The organism is Amycolatopsis sp. NPDC051758 (assembly GCF_044453095.1).
In the GTDB taxonomy this organism is placed as follows: domain Bacteria; phylum Actinomycetota; class Actinomycetes; order Mycobacteriales; family Pseudonocardiaceae; genus Amycolatopsis.
Genome location: NZ_JBITCJ010000004.1, coordinates 224,375 through 241,411, shown reverse-complemented (window position 1 = coordinate 241,411; position 17,037 = coordinate 224,375). Strand labels below are relative to the sequence as shown.

20 protein-coding genes are annotated in these 17,037 nt (G+C 71.0%); 10 read left to right on the top strand and 10 right to left on the bottom strand.

The window, feature by feature from the left end; genetic code table 11:
- Nucleotides 1-2: 2 nt before the first annotated feature.
- Together ACIA5G_RS20645 and ACIA5G_RS20640 are read left to right on the top strand one after the other, a co-directional pair.
- Nucleotides 3-185, top strand: coding sequence for a hypothetical protein (locus ACIA5G_RS20645; RefSeq protein ID WP_395925421.1), 183 nt, complete (start codon nt 3-5; stop codon nt 183-185).
- Nucleotides 186-189: 4 nt separating this feature from the next.
- On the top strand, nt 190-1,257 hold the full coding sequence (locus ACIA5G_RS20640) for a hypothetical protein (protein WP_395925419.1): 1,068 nt from the start codon (nt 190-192) through the stop codon (nt 1,255-1,257).
- A 22-nt stretch (nt 1,258-1,279) separates the two neighbouring features.
- Here the strand turns inward: ACIA5G_RS20640 and ACIA5G_RS20635 are convergent, their stop codons facing one another.
- Nucleotides 1,280-2,416: a glycosyltransferase family 4 protein gene (locus ACIA5G_RS20635; protein WP_395926476.1), complete on the bottom strand. Its 1,137-nt coding sequence runs from the start codon at nt 2,414-2,416 to the stop codon at nt 1,280-1,282.
- A gap of 160 nt (nt 2,417-2,576) precedes the next feature.
- On the opposite strand from ACIA5G_RS20635, the gene ACIA5G_RS20630 reads away from it, so the two are divergent.
- Nucleotides 2,577-3,272, top strand: coding sequence for a class I SAM-dependent methyltransferase (locus ACIA5G_RS20630; protein WP_395925417.1), 696 nt, complete (start codon nt 2,577-2,579; stop codon nt 3,270-3,272).
- Here ACIA5G_RS20630 and ACIA5G_RS20625 read toward each other — a convergent pair whose 3' ends face one another.
- A complete protein-coding gene (locus ACIA5G_RS20625) occupies nt 3,273-4,334 on the bottom strand; it encodes a DUF3068 domain-containing protein (RefSeq protein ID WP_395925415.1) in 1,062 nt (353 codons plus the stop codon).
- Nucleotides 4,335-4,606: 272 nt separating this feature from the next.
- Between ACIA5G_RS20625 and ACIA5G_RS20620 the strand changes: the two genes are divergently transcribed.
- Complete coding sequence (locus tag ACIA5G_RS20620) at nt 4,607-5,104, top strand: hypothetical protein (RefSeq protein ID WP_395925413.1); 498 nt, start codon at nt 4,607-4,609, stop codon at nt 5,102-5,104.
- On the opposite strand, the gene ACIA5G_RS20615 is transcribed toward ACIA5G_RS20620, so the two are convergent.
- On the bottom strand, nt 5,101-5,514 hold the full coding sequence (locus ACIA5G_RS20615; RefSeq protein WP_395926474.1) for a RidA family protein: 414 nt from the start codon (nt 5,512-5,514) through the stop codon (nt 5,101-5,103). The genes ACIA5G_RS20620 and ACIA5G_RS20615 overlap by 4 nt on opposite strands.
- 91 nt (nt 5,515-5,605) lie before the next feature.
- On the opposite strand from ACIA5G_RS20615, the gene ACIA5G_RS20610 reads away from it, so the two are divergent.
- On the top strand, nt 5,606-6,073 hold the full coding sequence (locus ACIA5G_RS20610; protein ID WP_395925411.1) for a MarR family winged helix-turn-helix transcriptional regulator: 468 nt from the start codon (nt 5,606-5,608) through the stop codon (nt 6,071-6,073).
- Here the strand turns inward: ACIA5G_RS20610 and ACIA5G_RS20605 are convergent.
- The 4 genes from ACIA5G_RS20605 to ACIA5G_RS20590 all read right to left on the bottom strand — a co-directional run bounded on the left by ACIA5G_RS20605 (nt 6,070) and on the right by ACIA5G_RS20590 (nt 8,712).
- A complete protein-coding gene (locus ACIA5G_RS20605; RefSeq protein WP_395925409.1) occupies nt 6,070-6,276 on the bottom strand; it encodes a helix-turn-helix domain-containing protein in 207 nt (68 codons plus the stop codon). The genes ACIA5G_RS20610 and ACIA5G_RS20605 overlap by 4 nt on opposite strands.
- Nucleotides 6,276-6,755, bottom strand: a complete 480-nt coding sequence (locus ACIA5G_RS20600) for a DUF2975 domain-containing protein (RefSeq protein WP_395925407.1) — start codon at nt 6,753-6,755, stop codon at nt 6,276-6,278. Before ACIA5G_RS20600 ends, ACIA5G_RS20605 begins: the two co-directional genes overlap by 1 nt.
- A 50-nt stretch (nt 6,756-6,805) precedes the next feature.
- On the bottom strand, nt 6,806-7,978 hold the full coding sequence (locus ACIA5G_RS20595; RefSeq protein WP_395925405.1) for a PucR family transcriptional regulator: 1,173 nt from the start codon (nt 7,976-7,978) through the stop codon (nt 6,806-6,808).
- A 104-nt stretch (nt 7,979-8,082) separates the two neighbouring features.
- Nucleotides 8,083-8,712: a class I SAM-dependent methyltransferase gene (locus tag ACIA5G_RS20590; protein WP_395925403.1), complete on the bottom strand. Its 630-nt coding sequence runs from the start codon at nt 8,710-8,712 to the stop codon at nt 8,083-8,085.
- A 152-nt stretch (nt 8,713-8,864) separates the two neighbouring features.
- On the opposite strand from ACIA5G_RS20590, the gene ACIA5G_RS20585 reads away from it, so the two are divergent.
- Both ACIA5G_RS20585 and ACIA5G_RS20580 read left to right on the top strand, forming a co-directional pair.
- The gene (locus ACIA5G_RS20585) at nt 8,865-10,844 is read left to right on the top strand and encodes a glycosyl hydrolase family 28-related protein (protein WP_395925401.1); all 1,980 of its coding nucleotides are present in this window, start codon (nt 8,865-8,867) and stop codon (nt 10,842-10,844) included.
- A gap of 20 nt (nt 10,845-10,864) precedes the next feature.
- The gene (locus tag ACIA5G_RS20580) at nt 10,865-11,341 is read left to right on the top strand and encodes a nitroreductase family deazaflavin-dependent oxidoreductase (RefSeq protein WP_395925399.1); all 477 of its coding nucleotides are present in this window, start codon (nt 10,865-10,867) and stop codon (nt 11,339-11,341) included.
- Here ACIA5G_RS20580 and ACIA5G_RS20575 read toward each other — a convergent pair.
- Nucleotides 11,331-11,864 (bottom strand): GNAT family N-acetyltransferase, encoded by a 534-nt coding sequence (locus ACIA5G_RS20575; protein WP_395925397.1) that lies wholly within the window; start codon nt 11,862-11,864, stop codon nt 11,331-11,333. The two genes, ACIA5G_RS20580 and ACIA5G_RS20575, sit on opposite strands and share 11 nt — an antisense overlap.
- 85 nt (nt 11,865-11,949) lie before the next feature.
- On the opposite strand from ACIA5G_RS20575, the gene ACIA5G_RS20570 reads away from it, so the two are divergent.
- Both ACIA5G_RS20570 and ACIA5G_RS20565 read left to right on the top strand, forming a co-directional pair.
- On the top strand, nt 11,950-12,531 hold the full coding sequence (locus ACIA5G_RS20570) for a YdeI family protein (protein WP_395925395.1): 582 nt from the start codon (nt 11,950-11,952) through the stop codon (nt 12,529-12,531).
- A 153-nt stretch (nt 12,532-12,684) separates the two neighbouring features.
- Nucleotides 12,685-14,037, top strand: a complete 1,353-nt coding sequence (locus tag ACIA5G_RS20565; protein WP_395926472.1) for a pyridoxal phosphate-dependent decarboxylase family protein — start codon at nt 12,685-12,687, stop codon at nt 14,035-14,037.
- Here ACIA5G_RS20565 and ACIA5G_RS20560 read toward each other — a convergent pair.
- On the bottom strand, nt 14,031-14,423 hold the full coding sequence (locus ACIA5G_RS20560; RefSeq protein ID WP_395925393.1) for a hypothetical protein: 393 nt from the start codon (nt 14,421-14,423) through the stop codon (nt 14,031-14,033). The two genes, ACIA5G_RS20565 and ACIA5G_RS20560, sit on opposite strands and share 7 nt — an antisense overlap.
- A 148-nt stretch (nt 14,424-14,571) precedes the next feature.
- On the opposite strand from ACIA5G_RS20560, the gene ACIA5G_RS20555 reads away from it, so the two are divergent.
- Nucleotides 14,572-15,801: a glycoside hydrolase family 18 protein gene (locus ACIA5G_RS20555; protein ID WP_395925391.1), complete on the top strand. Its 1,230-nt coding sequence runs from the start codon at nt 14,572-14,574 to the stop codon at nt 15,799-15,801.
- 45 nt (nt 15,802-15,846) lie between these two features.
- On the opposite strand, the gene ACIA5G_RS20550 is transcribed toward ACIA5G_RS20555, so the two are convergent.
- Nucleotides 15,847-17,001, bottom strand: a complete 1,155-nt coding sequence (locus ACIA5G_RS20550) for an MFS transporter (RefSeq protein WP_395925389.1) — start codon at nt 16,999-17,001, stop codon at nt 15,847-15,849.
- Between the last annotated feature and the right edge of the window lie 36 nt (nt 17,002-17,037).

The following is a 17,037-nucleotide window of genomic DNA, read 5'->3' as shown; positions in this document are numbered from 1 at the left end:
ACGTGGGCACGGTCATCGGCGTGTTCGCCGCCGTCATCATCGGAGGCGGGCTGGCGACGGGAGCGGGGTTCGCACTCACCGAAAGCGCCGATCCCGACACCACCACCCAGGTGCAGGAAAAGCTCAACGCACAGGTGAAGTACAACCCCGCCGACCACCCGGCCAAGCTCTACGGGAACCGCTGACGCGGTGACCCGGCTCGCCTCCGACCACGCGCACCGCGTCGTCGGGCTCTACGGCGACCCCACCGTTTCCTGGAGCATCCTCCTCGAAGCGGAACTCGGCACGGCCGTGCCCGAACCGGAAAAGCTCCGGTCGCGCCTGGCCGCCGCCGGTCAGCAGTACCCGCATCTCGGTGCGGTGCCCGAAATCGAGCAGACCACGGCGGCCGGCTTGCCCGCCGTCCGTGATCGGTTCGCTTCGGAGCCTTACGAACGCACCGATCCGCTCGTGCGTGTCGCCGTCTGTGTCGACGAGCTCACGCTGCTGGTCGCCGCGCACCACGGCGCGCTCGACGGCCTCGGCCTGCTTTCGCTGCTCGGCATCCTCCTCGACGTCCCGGTTTCCTCGGGCGCGACCGGGATCGGCGAACGCGCCGCCGGTAAGCCCTTTCTCGTTTCGGCCGTCCAGCGGCTCGCTGAAGCGCTTTTCGCGCCACCGGCGCGGATCGCTCCCGATCGGGCCGCTCCGGCCGCAGGTGACGTTTTCGCGGCCGTGTACGAACCGCGGCTGCGTTTGGGCGCCGCGGCGTTCGTCGCGGCCGCGGCCCGCACCACCGAACGCTGGAACCGGGAACACCACGTCCGCGCCGCCCGGGTGGTGGCGGCGCTGGGGGCGTCCTGGCGCTCCGGCGCCGCGCCGGAACCCGTGCACGACAGCGCGTTCTTCCGGCTGCGGCTGGGAAACCACCCGGTGGTGGCCGACGTCGCGGCGCTGCTGGGCGAGCAGCCGCCCGAGCCGGACTTCCCCGCACGCAGCAGCCGGCTCGCCCGGCTGGGCACCCGCTTGCTGGCGAGCCGCCTCGGTTCGACGTTCCTGATGTCGAACCTCGGCGTGGTGTCCACCGGGGACACCGTGCGCTCGCTGGCCTTCTACCCGGCCGCCAGCGGCCGCTCAGGCGTGGCGTTCGGCGCGGCGACCACCGGCGGCACCACCACGGTGACCGTGCGCGCCCGTCGTAAGGACTTCGACGCGCTCGCCGCCGCACGGCTGCTCGGCGCGTTCCGGGACGCGGTCCGGGAGCAAGACCCGCGGTAACGACCTGAACGACTCTTTCCGGTCATTCGGCGAGCTCCGGGACCCGAGCCGGGACCAGGACCCGCGGCCGCGGCGCGGGCCGGCCGGAGACGTCCCGCACCAGTGCGGCGAACTCGCCGACACTCGAGTCCCAGCTGAACTGCCCGGCCCGCTCGGCCCCGGCCAGGCCCATCTCCGCGCGCCGCAGCCCGTCGGCGAGCAGGCCGTCGACCTGGGCGGTGAAGTCTTCGAAGTCCTCCGCGAGCAGGCCGGTGCGGCCCTCCACAATGGATTCGGCGACCCCGCCGGCGGCCCGGTAGGCGACCGACGGCACCCCGTGTGCCGCGGCCTCCATGATGACGATGCCCCAGCCTTCCTTGACCGACGGGCACAGGTGCAGCCACGAGCGGGCGAGGATCTCGTGCTTGGCCTGCTCGTCGACCCAGCCGTGCAGGATCACGCGGTCCGCGACACCGCGCTCCGCCGCGTGCGCGCGCAGCACCTCGTCCCACGGTCCCTGGCCGACGACCTCGAGCCGCAGGTCCGGCCAGCGCCGCGCGAGCTGCGCGACGACGTTGATGGCGTGCTCGATCCGCTTGTGCGGCACCAGCCTGCTCACCGCGACCAGGGTCGGCGAGGTGTCCCGTTCGGACACGCACACCGGCGGCGCGTCGAGGCCGTTGGGCACCACCGTGACGCGGTCCCGTTGGACGCCCAGTCCGGCCAGCTCCGCCTTGGTGACCTCGGAAACCGTGACGTACCGGCACCGGCGGAACAGCCACGGCGCCAGCCGCGACTCGATCCACCAGCCGGCCCGGCCCACTACCGCGCCGAGCGCACTGATCCACTGTTCCTTGTGGACGTGGTGCACGAGCACCAGCACGGGACAGCCGGCGACCAGCCGGGCGAAGAACGGCATGCCGTTCTGCACGTCCACCACGAGGTCGGCGCGGGCCCGGCGGATCGCCCGCAGCGCGTGCGCGTACACGCCGAACTTGTTGCCCCGCCGCCGGTAGCGGACGCCGTCACGCCATTCGCCGTCGGTCGCGCCCGGGTAGGCGGCACACTGGATTTCAACCCGGTACCCCGCTCTCGCGAGCCCTTCCGCCATCCGCTCGACGTACCGCTCCGACCCGCCGCCTTCGGGGTGGCCGGTGTCGCGCCAGTTGACGAGGAGCACACGAGGACGTTCCATCGGGTTATCCAAACTGTAGCGACGATGCTAGGTTACCGGTGCGTACACAGTAGAGGAACGTATTCGGGAAAGCGACGGTTCAATGGTAGGCAATCCGGTTTTCACCGCGACCCCGCAGCCGCACCGCGCCACGCTCCGCCGTTCCGTGACGCTGTTCCGCACGTTCCTCACCGAGCAGACCGACCCGGACGGCTTCTATTCCGCGTTGGCCGCCGACTCGGTGCGGCAGTTGGCGGCTCACACTCCGCTTTCCGGACGCACGATCTTGGACGTCGGCGGCGGCCCTGGCTACTTTTCGGACGCCTTCCGCGCGGCGGGCGCGTCCTACCTCGGTCTCGATCCGGACGTCGGCGAGCTGTCCGCGCGGGGTGAGCCGGGGGAGAACATGATCCGTGCCAGCGGCACGGAACTGCCGGTGCGCACCGGATCCGTGGACGTCTGCTACTCGTCGAACGTGCTGGAGCACGTCGCCGAGCCGTGGGTGATGCTCGAGGAGATGTGCCGGGTGACCAAGCCCGGCGGCACGGTCTTCGTGTCCTTCACGCCGTGGTACTCACCGTGGGGCGGCCACGAGACGGCGCCGTGGCATTTCCTCGGCGGCGACTACGCCCGGCAGCGTTATCTCCGGAAACTCGGGAAACAGCCGAAGAACAAATTCGGGGAAAGCCTGTTCCCGGTTTCGGTCGGCGCCGCGCTTCGCTGGGCGAAGGCGACGCCGCTCGCCGACGTCGTGGCCGGTTATCCGCGTTACCACCCGGGCTGGGCGATGTGGATCGTGCGGATTCCCGGCCTGCGGGAAATCGCTTCCTGGAACCTGGTTCTGGTCCTGCGCAGGCGCTGATCAGGTCTGGGCGAAGACCACCTGGCGCCGCTTCCGCGGGGCCGGCGGCTCGGCCGGGCGTCGGCGGACCAGCAGCACGATCGCGACGATGATCAGCACGGCGCCGCCGATCCCGAGCCAGAGCGGGCCGGTGGTCGACAGGAACTCCAGCTTGCCCTTGTTCGCGTCCACCTGGTCCACCATCTGCGCGATGGTCGTGCCGTTGTAGGCGAGCGTCCCGTCGAACACCACCGCCGCGCTGGTCAGGGAGCGCAGCTCCTGGTGCTGCTGTTGCTGCTGCTTGACCTCGATCCCGGTGACCGGCTCCACCCACAGCGTGTTGATGCCGCGGTAGTAGAGGTCGGCCTGGACCGTCGGCTCGGTGCGGCCGACGAGCGCGCCCGGCACGTCCTTGGTGGCGATCTTCGTGTCGGGGATGTCCTGGACGTACTTGTAGGTCTCGATCCCGTTCACCGTCTCGGGACCGACGAACCGGGCGGTGACGGCCGCGCCGGTGTTGTCGTCGTAGACCTTGTAGTCCTTCTGCTCGGCGCCGAACGGGAACTTGAAGTTCAGGCCGGGCTGCGCCTTGTAGTCGTTCGTCTCGGGCGGCTTCAGGCCGTCCTTGTCGGCCTTGTCCTTCAGTTCGGTGACGTAGCTGCTGTTGGCGGCACACGGCGGGTCGGTCTCGCCGTGCGGCTCGTAGCCTTCGCCGGTGCGCCGGTCGAAGCAGACCTGCCGCTTGCTGGCGGAGAGCAGGGTGCCGTCGGCGTCGTCGGTGACCTGCACCGCCAGCATCCAGACCGCGTAGTCGGTGTCCTGGCGCATCTCCGGCGCGGCGAAGTTCGCCTGCACGTGCCCGGTCGCGGTCAGCTTCGCGTCTTCCCGGATGTTCGAGACCGGGCCGGATCCGTTGTCGGTCACGGCGAGGACCTTGCTCGCGGTGCCTTCCAGCACCGACGTCGAGTCCTGGTCGAGCGGCACCTTGGCGAGCCGGGGGTAGACGTAGGTGGGGAGGAGCACTGCCCCCGCGACCGCGAAGACGCCCAGCGCCAGCAAGATCAGGCCGAAAACACGTCGCAACGGTCCTCCTGGGTCGTCTTCGACACCGCACAAATTACCCGGCGGTAATCAGTGGACGGAATAGTGGCCCGCGCCACGCCGCGCGTCAAAGTGTGACCGGCGGTCACAGACACCGGGTGCGACCGGAAGGTGGCATGTGCGCGCCCGTTCGGACCAAGCGACCAAACATGTTTGTTCCCGGGCACAACGGGCACGGGCCCACCATCGGACGATCCTCACTCCGCCGCGCCGGACCACGAAGGAGAATTCCCCTTTTGCCCCAGGACCCATCGATGGTCGCCATCGCGGCGACCGCGCGCTGGCGGGCCCGGATCGTGGCGGCGGCCGCGAGCGCGGGGATCACCCTCACCGACCCGCTCGCCGGCGTGCCCGGCATCCGGGTGCTGGAATGCACCCCGGGCGACCTCGGCGTGATCGTCCCGCGGCTCGCCCGCGAAGAACCACCACCCCGGCCGGCGATCGGCGCGCACTCGGACTCGATCGCCGACCGTGAGCTGCGCGACGCCGTCGCCGACGTCGCCGCGCTGCTTTCGTTGCACGGCAACGTGGTGCTCGACCTCGACGCCGGCGGCCGGCGAAGCGTGGTGACCCGCCCGGACGTGGTCGTTTCGGCCGGTGTGGACCGTCCCCAGTGGACGGAGCCGGCGGTGACGCTCCCGGTGGGCACGGCCCGCCGCGGGGGCCCGCTCACGGTGGCGCTCACCGCCGGCGCCGGCTTCGAGGGCACGCTGCTCGACCTGGCCCGGCTCGTCGAGGCGGACGCGGCTTAGCCTTCCTCGACGACGGCGGTCACCCGGATCTCGACGCGCATCCCCGGCGCGCCCAGCGCCGCGACGCCGAGCTGGGTCCAGATCGGCGCGCGGTCGCCCATGCGCTTGCGGAACTGCTCGACCATGACGCGGGTGTGGTCGTCGCCGATGGTGTCGGCCTCGGTGGGGATGTGGAACGAGTCCACGGCGACGACGTCGGCCCAGCTCGCGCCCGCGGTGGCGAGGGTGCGCTCGACGTTGTCGAAGGCCTGGACGATTTCGTCCTCGAGGGACTCGGGGAAGACGGTGTTGTCGTCCCAGCCGCCCTGCCCCGAGATCTCGACACGGTCGCCGATCCGGACCGCCTGGGTGTAGTGCAGGGCTTCGAGGTGCCGGGGGCCGTAGCCGGGGGTGACGGAGAACTGCGGCATGGGAATCCCTTCGATTGACTTCACGCTTGAAGTCAACGTAGCACGGTTTCACTTCAAGCGTGAAGTGATCGACGCCGAGTATGGTTTCGCCATGGCCACCACCGACGAGCCCCGATGGCTCAACCCGGCCGAAAAGGAAGCCTGGACCGGGCTGGTGTCGCTCGTCCTGCTGCTGCCGGGCCGGCTGGAAGCACCGTTGCAGCAGGAGGCGGGCCTGACCCTCTTCGAGTACCTGGCGCTCAGCCACGTCTCGGAAGCGCCGGAGCGCCGCCTGCGGATGAGCGAGCTGGCTTACCTCGCCAACGGCTCGCTGTCCCGGCTGTCCAATGTGGTCAAGCGGTTCGAGCAGCGCGGCTGGGTGGTGCGCTCGCCCGATCCCGACGACGGCCGGTACACGCTGGTCGCCCTCACCGACGCCGGTTTTGCGGTGGTCGAGGCGGCCGCGCCGGTGCACCTGCGCGCCGTCCGGCAGGCGCTCGACCCGCTCACCGCGGCCGACCAGCAGGCGCTGGCCCGCATCGCCGCGAAGCTGCGGGTGCGGCCCGCCGACCTGGCTTAGTCGTCGACCCACTCGAGCAGGTCGCCCGGCTGGCAGCCGAGCGCGCGGCACATGGCTTCGAGGGTGCTGAACCGCACCGCCTTGGCCCGGCCGTTCTTCAGCACGGCGACGTTGGCCGGCGTCAGCCCGACCTTCTCGGCGAACTCCCCGACGCTCATCTTGCGCTTGGCCAGTTCGACGTCGATGCGCACGACGATCGACATCAGATGACCGCTTCCAGGTCGGTCCGGAGCGCGGTGGCCTGCCGCAGCAGGGCGCGCATGACGATCATCAGCAGCCCGAGCACGGTGATGCCGACGGTCACCAGGAACAGCAGCATCGGCATTCCCGGGTCGTCCGCGTTGAAGCCGACGAAGATCAGCATGCCGACGAAGACCAGCCACGCGGCGGCCACGGCCCAGACGATCGCGTCGACCCACTTCAGGGACGCGGTGGTGAAGATCCGGTCCTTCTTGACCAGCGTCAGCAGCTTCCAGGTCGCGACGACCACCACCTGGACGCACAGCACGAGGAACACCGCGATGGCGGTCAGCGGCCAGCGCAGGTTCGCGTCGTGCGGGTTCTGCTGCGTCTGGTAGGCGATCCCGCCCGGCAGCGACAGCGTTTGGAACACGACGAGCACCCCGAACAACACGACGAGGAACACTCTGAGCGCGGCGACGGCCCGCTTCTCGGTCAACATGCGCCGACTATCGCTGGATATCTATCGAAAGTCAATAGGCGTGCGGGCGGCTAGTCCGGCTCGGGGTCCAGGCGCACCGATTCGAGCGCGACGTACAGCTCGCCGATGTCCGCGGGGTCGGTCAGGTCGCGCTTGGTCAGGTCCTGCACACGCCTCAGGCGGTAGCGGACCGTGTTGGGGTGCACGAACAACCGGTCCGCGGCCTCCTTCGCCGAGCCGTGGCCGGCGAACCACGCGAGCAGCGTGTCGAGCAGGACCTTGCGTTCCGCGCCCGGCAGGGTGAGGACTCCGGCGAGCGCCGACCGCACGACGTCGCGGGCCATGCCCGGGGCGGCGGCGACCAAGGTGGTCACCGGGGAATCGCCGAACACCACCACACCCGCGGTCGCCGAGGGCAGGGAACGGCGGGCGATCCGGGCGCGGTGCAGGGCGTCCGGGACGTCGGGGAACCCGGTGAAGGGCCGGCTCAAGCCGGCCGCCACCGGTAGGGAGCCCAGCACTTCGCGCAGCCGACGGACGTCTTCGATCCGGTCGATCGCCACCAGCCCGGCCTCACCGCCGCGCCGCCACGCCGAGCGCCAGCGGCGGGCGCGCAGCAGGGCCTCGACGGAGTCCTGCTCGTCCGGCTCGATGCGTTCGGTCACCACGACGACGAACATGCCCGCGGTCGGCAGGCCCAGCTCGCGGGCCGCGGCCTCCATGTCGGCCTGGCCGGTGAGCCGGCCGCGCAGCAGGTCGTCCAGCCGCCGGAGGTTCGCGTGGGACGGCTCGGCCGCAACCTCGTCGTACGCCGTGGTCAGCGCGTCCGAGTAGAGGTCGATCGCCTTCCAGACGTAGGAGTTGATCTCGATCGTCCTGGTCGGGTTGAGGAACTCCGGGCCGGCGAGCTCGAGCAGGGCCTCGTAGACGAACGTGCCGCCGATCCGGAACGCACGCAGCACCGCGGGCAGCGGAATGCCTTGGCGCGCCTGGACCAGCCCGGTCTTGCGGGCGGCGTCGAGGGCCAGCCCGCGGCCCTCGGCCAGCGCCGTCAGCGCGCGTTCGAGGTTGGCGCGGCAGACCTGGCGCAGCTCCTCGGGCGCGACGTGGTCGACCTGCCGGTAGAACTCGTCTTCTTCACTGAGCAGGTGGGCCAGCCGGTCGGCGAACTCCGGCAACCTGGCCAGCATCCCGCGCAGCAGCTCGCGGTGTTCGCGAGGTACCGGCTCGGCCACAGTGCCCATGGCTCACTTTAGCTCGGGTCAACGGCCGGGGACACGCACGAACTTGAGCAAAATTCATGTCCGTCGGGTGATCGTGCCGGTGAGGGGTTGACGCCACGATCGACTCACGAAGGCTTGCGCGCGGTGAGGTGGACGTGCGGCTCGGGGGTCGCGCCGGGGTGGTCCGGGACGAACTCCGCCCGCACCTCGCGGATGATCTCCAGACCCGCGGCCCGCAGGTGCCCGGCCAGCGCCTCGGCGGTGAAACTGCTCGCGCGGACGGGGTGTCCCATGAAGACGATGTCGACGCCGTCGACGTCCGCGGGCACGGTGGCGAAGACCAGCCGGCCGCCGGGCTTCAGCCAGGCCGCGAGCCGGCCGAGCATCGTCTCCTGCTCGGCCCGGGGGAGCTGCAGCATCGAGAAGAAAGCCGTGATCGCGTCCCAGCTGCCGTCCTCGTAGGACAGTTCACGCATGTCGCCGAGCTCGAAGCGGGCGGCGGGCACCTGGGCCCGCGCGAGCTCCACCATCTTCGGCGCGACGTCGTACCCGGTGACGTCGTGGCCCGCCGCGGCCAGCAGTTCCGCGGTGGGCCGGCCGGTGCCGGCGCCGAGGTCGAGCACCTTCGCCTTCGGCGGCAGGGCCGCGAGCAGGTCGGTGATCGCCTCCCGCTGCGCGGTCGCGGCGCGGAAGGCGGTTTCGTAGTCCTTGCCGAGCGCGTCGAAGACCTCGGCGGCGGATTCGGGACGGGTCATGGGCTCACCTAACCAGACGTTCGGTTGCGCAACTTCTGTATTGATGCCTGCAAGTAGTGAGTAAGTTCGGGCAAAATCGCGGCAAGACCTTGTGGTGAGAGCGAGGCGCGACCTACTCTTCCGCGGCACTCCCGAGTGAAACGAGGTCCGCGATGGCGCGACGCACCTTCGGAGCCGTGCTGGTCGCGGTCCTCACCCTGCTTTCCGTGGCCGCTCCGGCGTCGGCGGCCGACCGGCCCGTCGTTACGCGCGCCGCGCTCGATCCGGGCCTCGTCGCCGGGCGTGGTGCCACGGTCGGGTTCCTCGAGCAGGAGGCGGAGAACGCCCGCACCGACGGCGCCGTGCTCGGCCCGGACCGCTCGGCCTACACGCTGCCCGCCGAAGCGTCCGGACGGCGGGCCGTCCGGCTGACGCCCGGGCAGCACGTCGAGTTCACGCTGCCGGCCGCGGCGAACGCGATCACCGTCCGGTACAGCATCCCGGACGCGCCGCAGGGTGGCGGGATCACCGCGCCGCTCGACGTCACGGTGAACGGCGCGCACCGGCAGCGGATGACGCTGACCTCGCAGTACTCCTGGCTGTACAACCAGTACCCGTTCACCAACAACCCCGCCGCGGACCTGCTGCACCCGGACTGGTGGATCACCGAGTGCTCGTGCGTGCCCGCGGCGACCACACCGCCGCCGGTGATCACCAAACCGTTCCGGCCCAGCCACTTCTACGACGAGCAGCGGCTCCTGCTCGGCAAGACCTACCGCGCGGGGGACAAGGTGCGGCTCACCGTCCCGGCCGGCAGCAGTGCCGCGTGGACGGTGGTCGACCTGCTCGACTCCGAACTGGTCGCGCCGCCTCGTGTCGACCTCTTCGCCGCGAACGCGCTGTTCTTCGGCGCCGACCCGACCGGCAAGCGCGACTCGGCCGACGCGATCGACCGCGCGATCACCTTCGCGAAGCGCACCCATCTGAAGGTCTACCTGCCACCGGGCACCTACCAGGTCAACCGGCACATCGTCGTCGACGACGTCACGATCGAAGGCGCCGGCAGCTGGTACACGATCGTCAAGGGGCACGAGGTGAAGCTGGACGTCCCGGCGCCGGACGGCTCGGTCCACACGGGAGCCGGCTTCTACGGCAAGGACGCGGCGGCCGGCGGCAGCCACGACGTCCACCTCTCCGGCTTCACGATCGAAGGCGACGTCCGGGAGCGCATCGACACCGACCAGGTCAACGGGATCGGCGGCGCGCTCAGCGATTCCACTGTGGACGGCCTGTACCTGCACCACACCAAGGTGGGCCTGTGGTTCGACGGGCCGATGACGAACACGCGCGTGACTAACAACGTCATCACCGACCAGATCGCCGACGGCCTCAACTTCCACACCGGCGTCACGGATTCTCTGGTGTCGAACAACTTCGTCCGCAACACCGGTGACGACGGCCTCGCGATATGGTCGGAAAAGATCGAAAACGCACGCAACACGTTCAGCCACAACACGGTCCAGACGCCGGTGCTGGCCAACGGGATCGCGCTCTACGGCGGCGCCGACACCACCGTGTCCGGCAACCTGGTCGCCGACCCGATCCGCGAGGGCAGCGCGATCCAGGTGGGCTCGCGGTTCGGCGCCGAGCCGTTCACCGGCAAGCTGCGGATCGCGGACAACACCACCGTGCGCGCCGGCACCTTCGAGCTGAACTGGCGGATCGGGCTCGGCGCGATCTGGTTCTACGCCCTGGAGAAGGACATCGCCGCGGACATCGAGGTGACCGGCGGCCACTTCCTCGACAACACCTACAACGCGATCATGCTGGTCAGCGACTTCCCGGTGAAGGACAAGTACTCGATCACCGGCCTGAAGTTCGCCGACCTGCGTGTCGACGGCGCGGGGACGTCGGTGCTCAGCGCCCGCTCGGCCGGCTCGGCGTCGTTCCGGAACGTCGACGCGCGCAACGTCGGCGCGGTCGGCGTCAACAACTGCGGCTCGTTCAACTTCCCGCCCACGGGGTCGGAGTTCTCGGTGACCGACCTCGGCGGCAACGACGGCGGCTGGCTCGCGCCGTGGGAGCTGCCGAACACGATCACCTGCGACGACCGCCCGCCGGTTGTGCCGCCGCCCGCGCCTTCGGGGTGGTGACCGGCCGCTAGGGTGCCGGAATGGCGGAATTGCGGAAGGCTTTCGCAGGGATCGGCAAGAGCCGGGCGTTCGCGGCGGTCGGCCGGGCGCTCGCGCCGGCCGACCGGGTGCTGCTGCGGATCAGCGGCGGCCGGTTCGGCGTCGGCACGGCCATCGGGCTCCGGACGATGCTGCTCACCACCATCGGGCGCCGCAGCGGCGAGCCCCGCCAGGTGCCGCTGCTGTACGTCGAGCGCGCCGGCGGGTACGTCGTGCTCGGCTCGAACTTCGGCGGCGAGGCGCACCCGGCGTGGTCGGCCAACCTGCTCGCGCAGCCGAAGGCGACGATGGCGATCCGCGGCCGGACCGTCGAGGTCACCGGACGTCTCCTGGCCGGCGAAGAGCGTAAGGCGATGTGGGACGCCGTCGCGGAGTACTGGCCCGCGTACGACCAGTACGCCGTGCGGGCCGAGCACCGCGAGATCCGCGTCTTCCTGCTGGAGCCGGTCAGTCGATGAGGTCGGTGTGCCGGATCCGGTACACCTGCAGCCGCAGGTTGTAGTACTTGTCGGTCTCGCCGACCCACTGCATGCCGAGGCGTTTGGCAACGGCGATCGCGCGGGTGTTGTTCGGCCGGGCGACCGCGAACAGCTCGTCGGTGTCCTGCGTGAACGCCCACTGGATCAGCGCTTGCGACGCCTCCGACGCGTAGCCCTGGCCCCAGACGCCGGGGCTGAGCTGCCAGCTCAGCTCGAGGTCCTCTTCGAACGGCGGGAGCAGCCGGATGCCGAGGCCGCCGATCACGGCGCCGTCCTCCTTGCGTTCCACGGCCCAGCGCCCGCGCGGGGGCCAGAGGTTGGGCTGCGCCTCCTGCCACGCGGCCAGGACGGCACGCATCGCGCCGACGTCGCCGACGCGGTCCATGGCGGGGGTCAGCCAGTGCGTGACGTCTTCCGCGCCGTAGATCTCGAACGCGGCTTCGGCGTCGTCCACCGTCCAGTCCCGGATCACGAGCCGGTCGGTGCTGAGCGCAGTCTCCATATCAAGACGCTACGCCGGGAGCGTCCCGATTGTTCCCGCGCAAAAGTGCTCAGAAGGTGAACACTTCACCCTCGATGATGTGGGCATGGAGACTTTGGAAGGCATCGCGGTGCTGAAGGTCACGTCGGTGGCGCAGTGGCGGGAATGGCTGGCAGCGCACGGCACGGCGTTGTCGGTGTGGCTGGTGATCCGGCGCAAGCACAGCAGCGCTCCCGGCGTCCTGGTGCACGAAGCGATGGAGCAGGCGCTGTGCTTCGGCTGGATCGACAGCAAGGCGCTCCGGCGTGACGCGGAGAGCACGTACCTCTGCTTCACACCGCGGAAGCCGAAGAGCACGTGGAGCCGCGTGAACCGCGACCGCGTGGCGCGGCTGACCGCGGCGGGGCTGATGACGCCGGCGGGTCAGGCGATGGTCGACCTCGCCCGGCGTACGGGGACTTGGGACGTGCTCGCCGAGGCGCAGGAGGGAGTTGTCCCGGCGGACCTGGAGCGGGCGTTCGACACCGTCGCGGCGGCGAACTTCGCGGCGTTCCCGCCGTCGTCGCGGCGGTTGATTCTGGAGTGGATCGCCAAGGCGAAGCGGCCGGAGACCCGGCAGCGCCGGATCACGACGACTGTGGAGCTGGCCCGGGAAAATGTGCGAGCCGCGCACCCGAAGGCAGCTTGACGCGGTCGATAGCCGAGCGCCCCAATGTGGCGTTGGGTGCGTGGGATGCACCCAATGTGGCCTTCGGTGCGTCTCACGCAACCAAGGCCGCCTTGGGGCGCTTCGCTCTCGGCCGCGCACCCGAAGGCGGCCTAGAGTCGGGCCGTGGACGAGATGCGTGACCTCCTGGCCCGGGCCGCCGAACTGGCCGCCGACCACCGTGCCGGCCTGCCGGACCGGCCGGTCGCCCGTGCCGTTGATGCCGCCGCCTTGCGCGCGGGCTTCGGCGGGCCGCTGCCGAAGGACCCGAGCCCGCCGTCCGAAGTGCTCGAACAGCTCGCGCGGGCCGCCGAGCCCGGGCTGACGGCGACGGCCGGGCCGCGGTTCTTCGGGTTTGTCATCGGCGGGTCGCTGCCCGCCGCCACCGCCGCCGACGTCCTCGCCGCGGGCTGGGACCAGAACGCCTTCAACGCCGTGCTGTCCCCGGCCGCCGCGGCCGCGCAGGACGTCGCGGGTGGCTGGCTCAAGGAGCTGCTCGGCATTCCGGCCAGCGCGTCCGCCGGGTTCGTCACCGGTGGACAGGCGGCGAACACCGTCGGGCTCGCCGCCGCGCGGCACCACGTTCTTGCCGAAGCGGGCTGGAACGTCGAGCGCGACGGGCTCTTCGGCGCGCCGCGCGTCCGCGTGGTCGCGAGCGCCGAACGGCACGCGACGATCGACCGCGCGCTGCGGCTGCTGGGCTTCGGCACGGCGGCCGTCGAGGAGGTGGCCGCCGGTCCGCAGGGCGCGATCGACGTCGCCGACCTCGCGCGGACCCTCGAAACCGGCACCGGCCCGGCCATCGTCTGCCTGCAAGCGGGCAACGTGAACACCGGCGCGTGTGACGATCTCCGCGCCGCCCGGGCCGCCGCCGGCGACGCCTGGATCCACGTCGACGGCGCCTTCGGGCTGTGGGCCGCCGCCAACCCCGCGACGGCCGCGCTGGTCGACGGGGTCGAGCTGGCCGACTCCTGGGCCTGCGACGGGCACAAGTGGCTGAACGTCCCGTACGACTCCGGGTTCGTCTTCTGCGCCCGCCCGGACGCCCACGCCGCCGCCTTCGCCAACCGCGCCGCCTACCTGACCGGCGCCGGCGAAGTGTCCGGCATGGGCGACCTGACCCTCGAGTCGTCGCGCCGCGCCCGCGGGTTCGCGGTCTGGGCGGCGTTGCGCGAGCTGGGCCGCGACGGTGTCGCCGAGCTCGTCGACCGCTGCTGCCGGTTGGCCCGCCGGTTCGCGGACGCCTTGGCGGCCGGCGGCGCCGAAATCGTCAACGACGTCGTCCTGAACCAGGTCCTGGTGTCCTTTGGCGACGATGCCCGCACCGATTCGATCGTCACCGCGGTTCAACGCGACGGAACGTGCTGGCTCGGCGGAACCACCTGGCGTGGCCGCCGTTGTCTGCGGATTTCGGTGTCCAACTGGTCGACGACGGAGGCCGATGTGGACCGTTCGGCCGCGGCGATCCTCCGGCTGGCCGCTCAGTAGCCTTCGCGCACCGAAAGCGAATCCGTCCGCCAGGCGATCGTCTTGTCCGCACCGGTCGGCCAGGCCGACGAGAGCCGCCGGCGCACGCTGCCGAGCGCGCCCAGGGTGGCGAGGTCGACGCGGGAGCCCTGTGCTGCCAACGATGTCACCTCGGTGCGGGTGAGGGGGACGATGTCGAAGTACTGGGCGTCCTCACCGCCGGTCCAGTCGACGAACTCGGTGAAGATCGCGACGAACGCCTGGCCGCATTCCGGGCACTCGCGCAGCGAGATGCCGAAATGCGACTGGCGCACCAGGCGATGGGTCTCCCGCAGCCGCGTGGTGCAGAACGCCAGCGCGGTCAGGGCGTCTTCGCCGTAGCAGCGCGCGCAGCCGAACTCGGTCATGCGGGGATCTTCGCACACCCGTGAATCCGCGCCCCGCTGGGTGGCTACCACGAAATCTGTTGGCAGCACACGATTCGCTCTGTCCGCAGTGGTCTGGACCTGTTAACCTCGGCCCGTCCGACCGGCCGGTTCGCCGAAGGGAAACAGCGTGCTCCGCATGAGAAAACGCATCACCAGCGCTCTGGGGGCCGCCGTGCTGGCGCTGGCCGGCGCCGCCGTCGTCGCGCCGCCCGCGGAAGCCGGCCCGGTCCAGGGTGGCCACGCCCAGGGCAAGGTGATGGCCTACTTCGCCGACTGGGACGTCTACGCGCGCAACTACCACGTCAAGGACATCCAGACCTCCGGGTCGGCCGCAAAGCTGACCCACATCAACTACGCCTTCGGCAACGTGACCGGCGGCGGGTGCGCCGTCGGCGACCCGTGGGCCGACCACGACATGCCCTACGACGCCGCCACGAGCGTCAGCGGCCAGGCCGACAGCACCGAGCCGGGCGCGCTGCACGGCAGCTTCAACCAGATCCTCCAGCTCAAGAAGCTGAACCCGAAGCTCAAGGTGCTGTGGTCCTTCGGCGGCTGGACCTGGTCGGGCGGCTTCACCGAGGCGGCGAAGAACCCGGCCGCGTTCGCCGAGTCCTGCTACAACCTGGTCAACGACCCGCGCTGGGCCGGTGTCTTCGACGGCATCGACATCGACTGGGAGTACCCCAACGCCTGCGGCCTGACCTGCGACACCAGTGGGCCCAAGGCGTTCACGGGCCTGGTCAAGGCGCTGCGCGCGAAGTTCGGGCGCCAGCTCGTCACCGCCGCGATCACCGCGGACGGCTCGCGCAACGGCAAGATCGACGCGAACGACTACGCCGGGGCGAGCCGCTACCTCGACTGGTACAACGTGATGACCTACGACTACTTCGTCGCCGGCGGCAGCCCGGCCGGGCCCACCGCGCCGCACTCGCCGCTGCGGTCCTACCCGGGCATCCCGACCGCCGGGTTCTACGCCGACGCGGCCATCCAGAAGCTGCGCCACCAGGGTGTGCCGTCGTCGAAGATGCTGCTGGGCCTCGGGTTCTACGGCCGCGGCTGGGACGGCGTGACGCAGAAGCAGCCGGGCGGCACGGCCACCGGTCCCGCTCCGGGCACGTACGAAGCGGGCGTCGAGGACTACAAGGTCCTCAAGACGACCTGCCCGGCCAACGGCAAGATCGCCGGCACGGCGTACGCGAAGTGCGGCTCGCAGTGGTGGAGCTACGACACCCCCGAGACGGCGTCGGCCAAGGCCGGTTACGCGAAGTCGCAGGGACTCGGCGGGGTGTTCGCCTGGGAGCTCTCGGGTGACACCGCCAACGCGGAACTGCTGCGGGCCATCGCGGGCCGCTGCTGAAAGCTGGAGGGCCCGGGCGCTGCGGCGTCCGGGCCCTTCGTCCACTCAGGACCGGTGCGGGAAGCCGTGCCGCCGGGCGCCGAGGACCACGGCGAGCACCGGCAGCAGGAGCACGAGCAGCGTCCACGGGAACGACGCCGGCCCGGCGGCGTCGAGCAGCACCCCGCCGGCCACCCCGCCCGCGGCCATCGCCGCGTTCCACAGCGTGACGAGCATGGCCTGCGCGTTGTCGGCCGCCTCACCACCGGCGTTCCCGGCCGCCGTCTGCAGCAGGGTCGGGACGCCGCCCCAGCCGAGTCCCCAGAGCGCGACGGCGACGTAGATCAGCGCGGGACTGTCCGCCACCATGAGCGCGGCGGCCACCGCGACCAGGATCGTGCTGAGGATGGTGAGCCGGCGGAGCGCGCGGTCGATCCGGGCGCCGACGATCCCGATGCCCGCCATCGACGCGACACCGAACACCAGCAGGACGACGTCCACCGAACCACCCAGCCCGGCGTGGCCGAGGAACGCGGCGACGTAGGTGTAGAGCACGGTGTGGGCCAGCACGAACACGAGCGTCACGGCCAGCACGGGCAGCACACCCGGCACGGTGAGCGTGCGCAGCACCGGCGTCCGGCCGCCCGCCTGCCCGGGCTGGTCCGGGACCCGCGCGGTGATCCAGGCGAGCAGCACGACCGCGAGCACCGACATGACGCCGAACGCCGAGCGCCAGCCGAGCAGACCGCCCAGGAACGTCCCGGCGGGGATGCCGAGCGACAGCGCGAGCGGGATGCCGGCCATCACGACCGCGATGGCCTTGCCCTCCCGGCCCGCGGGCGCCAGCCGTCGTGCGTAGCCGGCGAGCAGCGCCCAGACGACACCCGCGGCCACCCCGGCGACGAACCGGGCCACCATCGTGAGCGGGTAGTCCGCCGACAGCGCCGTGACGGTGTTGGCGACCGCGAACCCGGCCACTCCGGCCAGCAGCAAACGTTTGCGGGGCCAGGTCGCGGTGGCGGCGGAGAGCGGGATCGCGGTGAGGGCGGTGCCGAGCGCGTAGATCGTCACGGCCTGGCCCGCGGCGGATTCGCCGACCCCCAGGCCGGCGCTCATCCCGGGCAGCACCCCCGCGGGCAGCGCCTCGGTGAGCACGGTGACGAACGCGGCGGTGGTCAGGGCGAGGAGGGCGGAACGGGGCAGGACTTCGGTGCTCGTCATACGGTTATGCTCGAACCCTCACATACATGTGAAGGT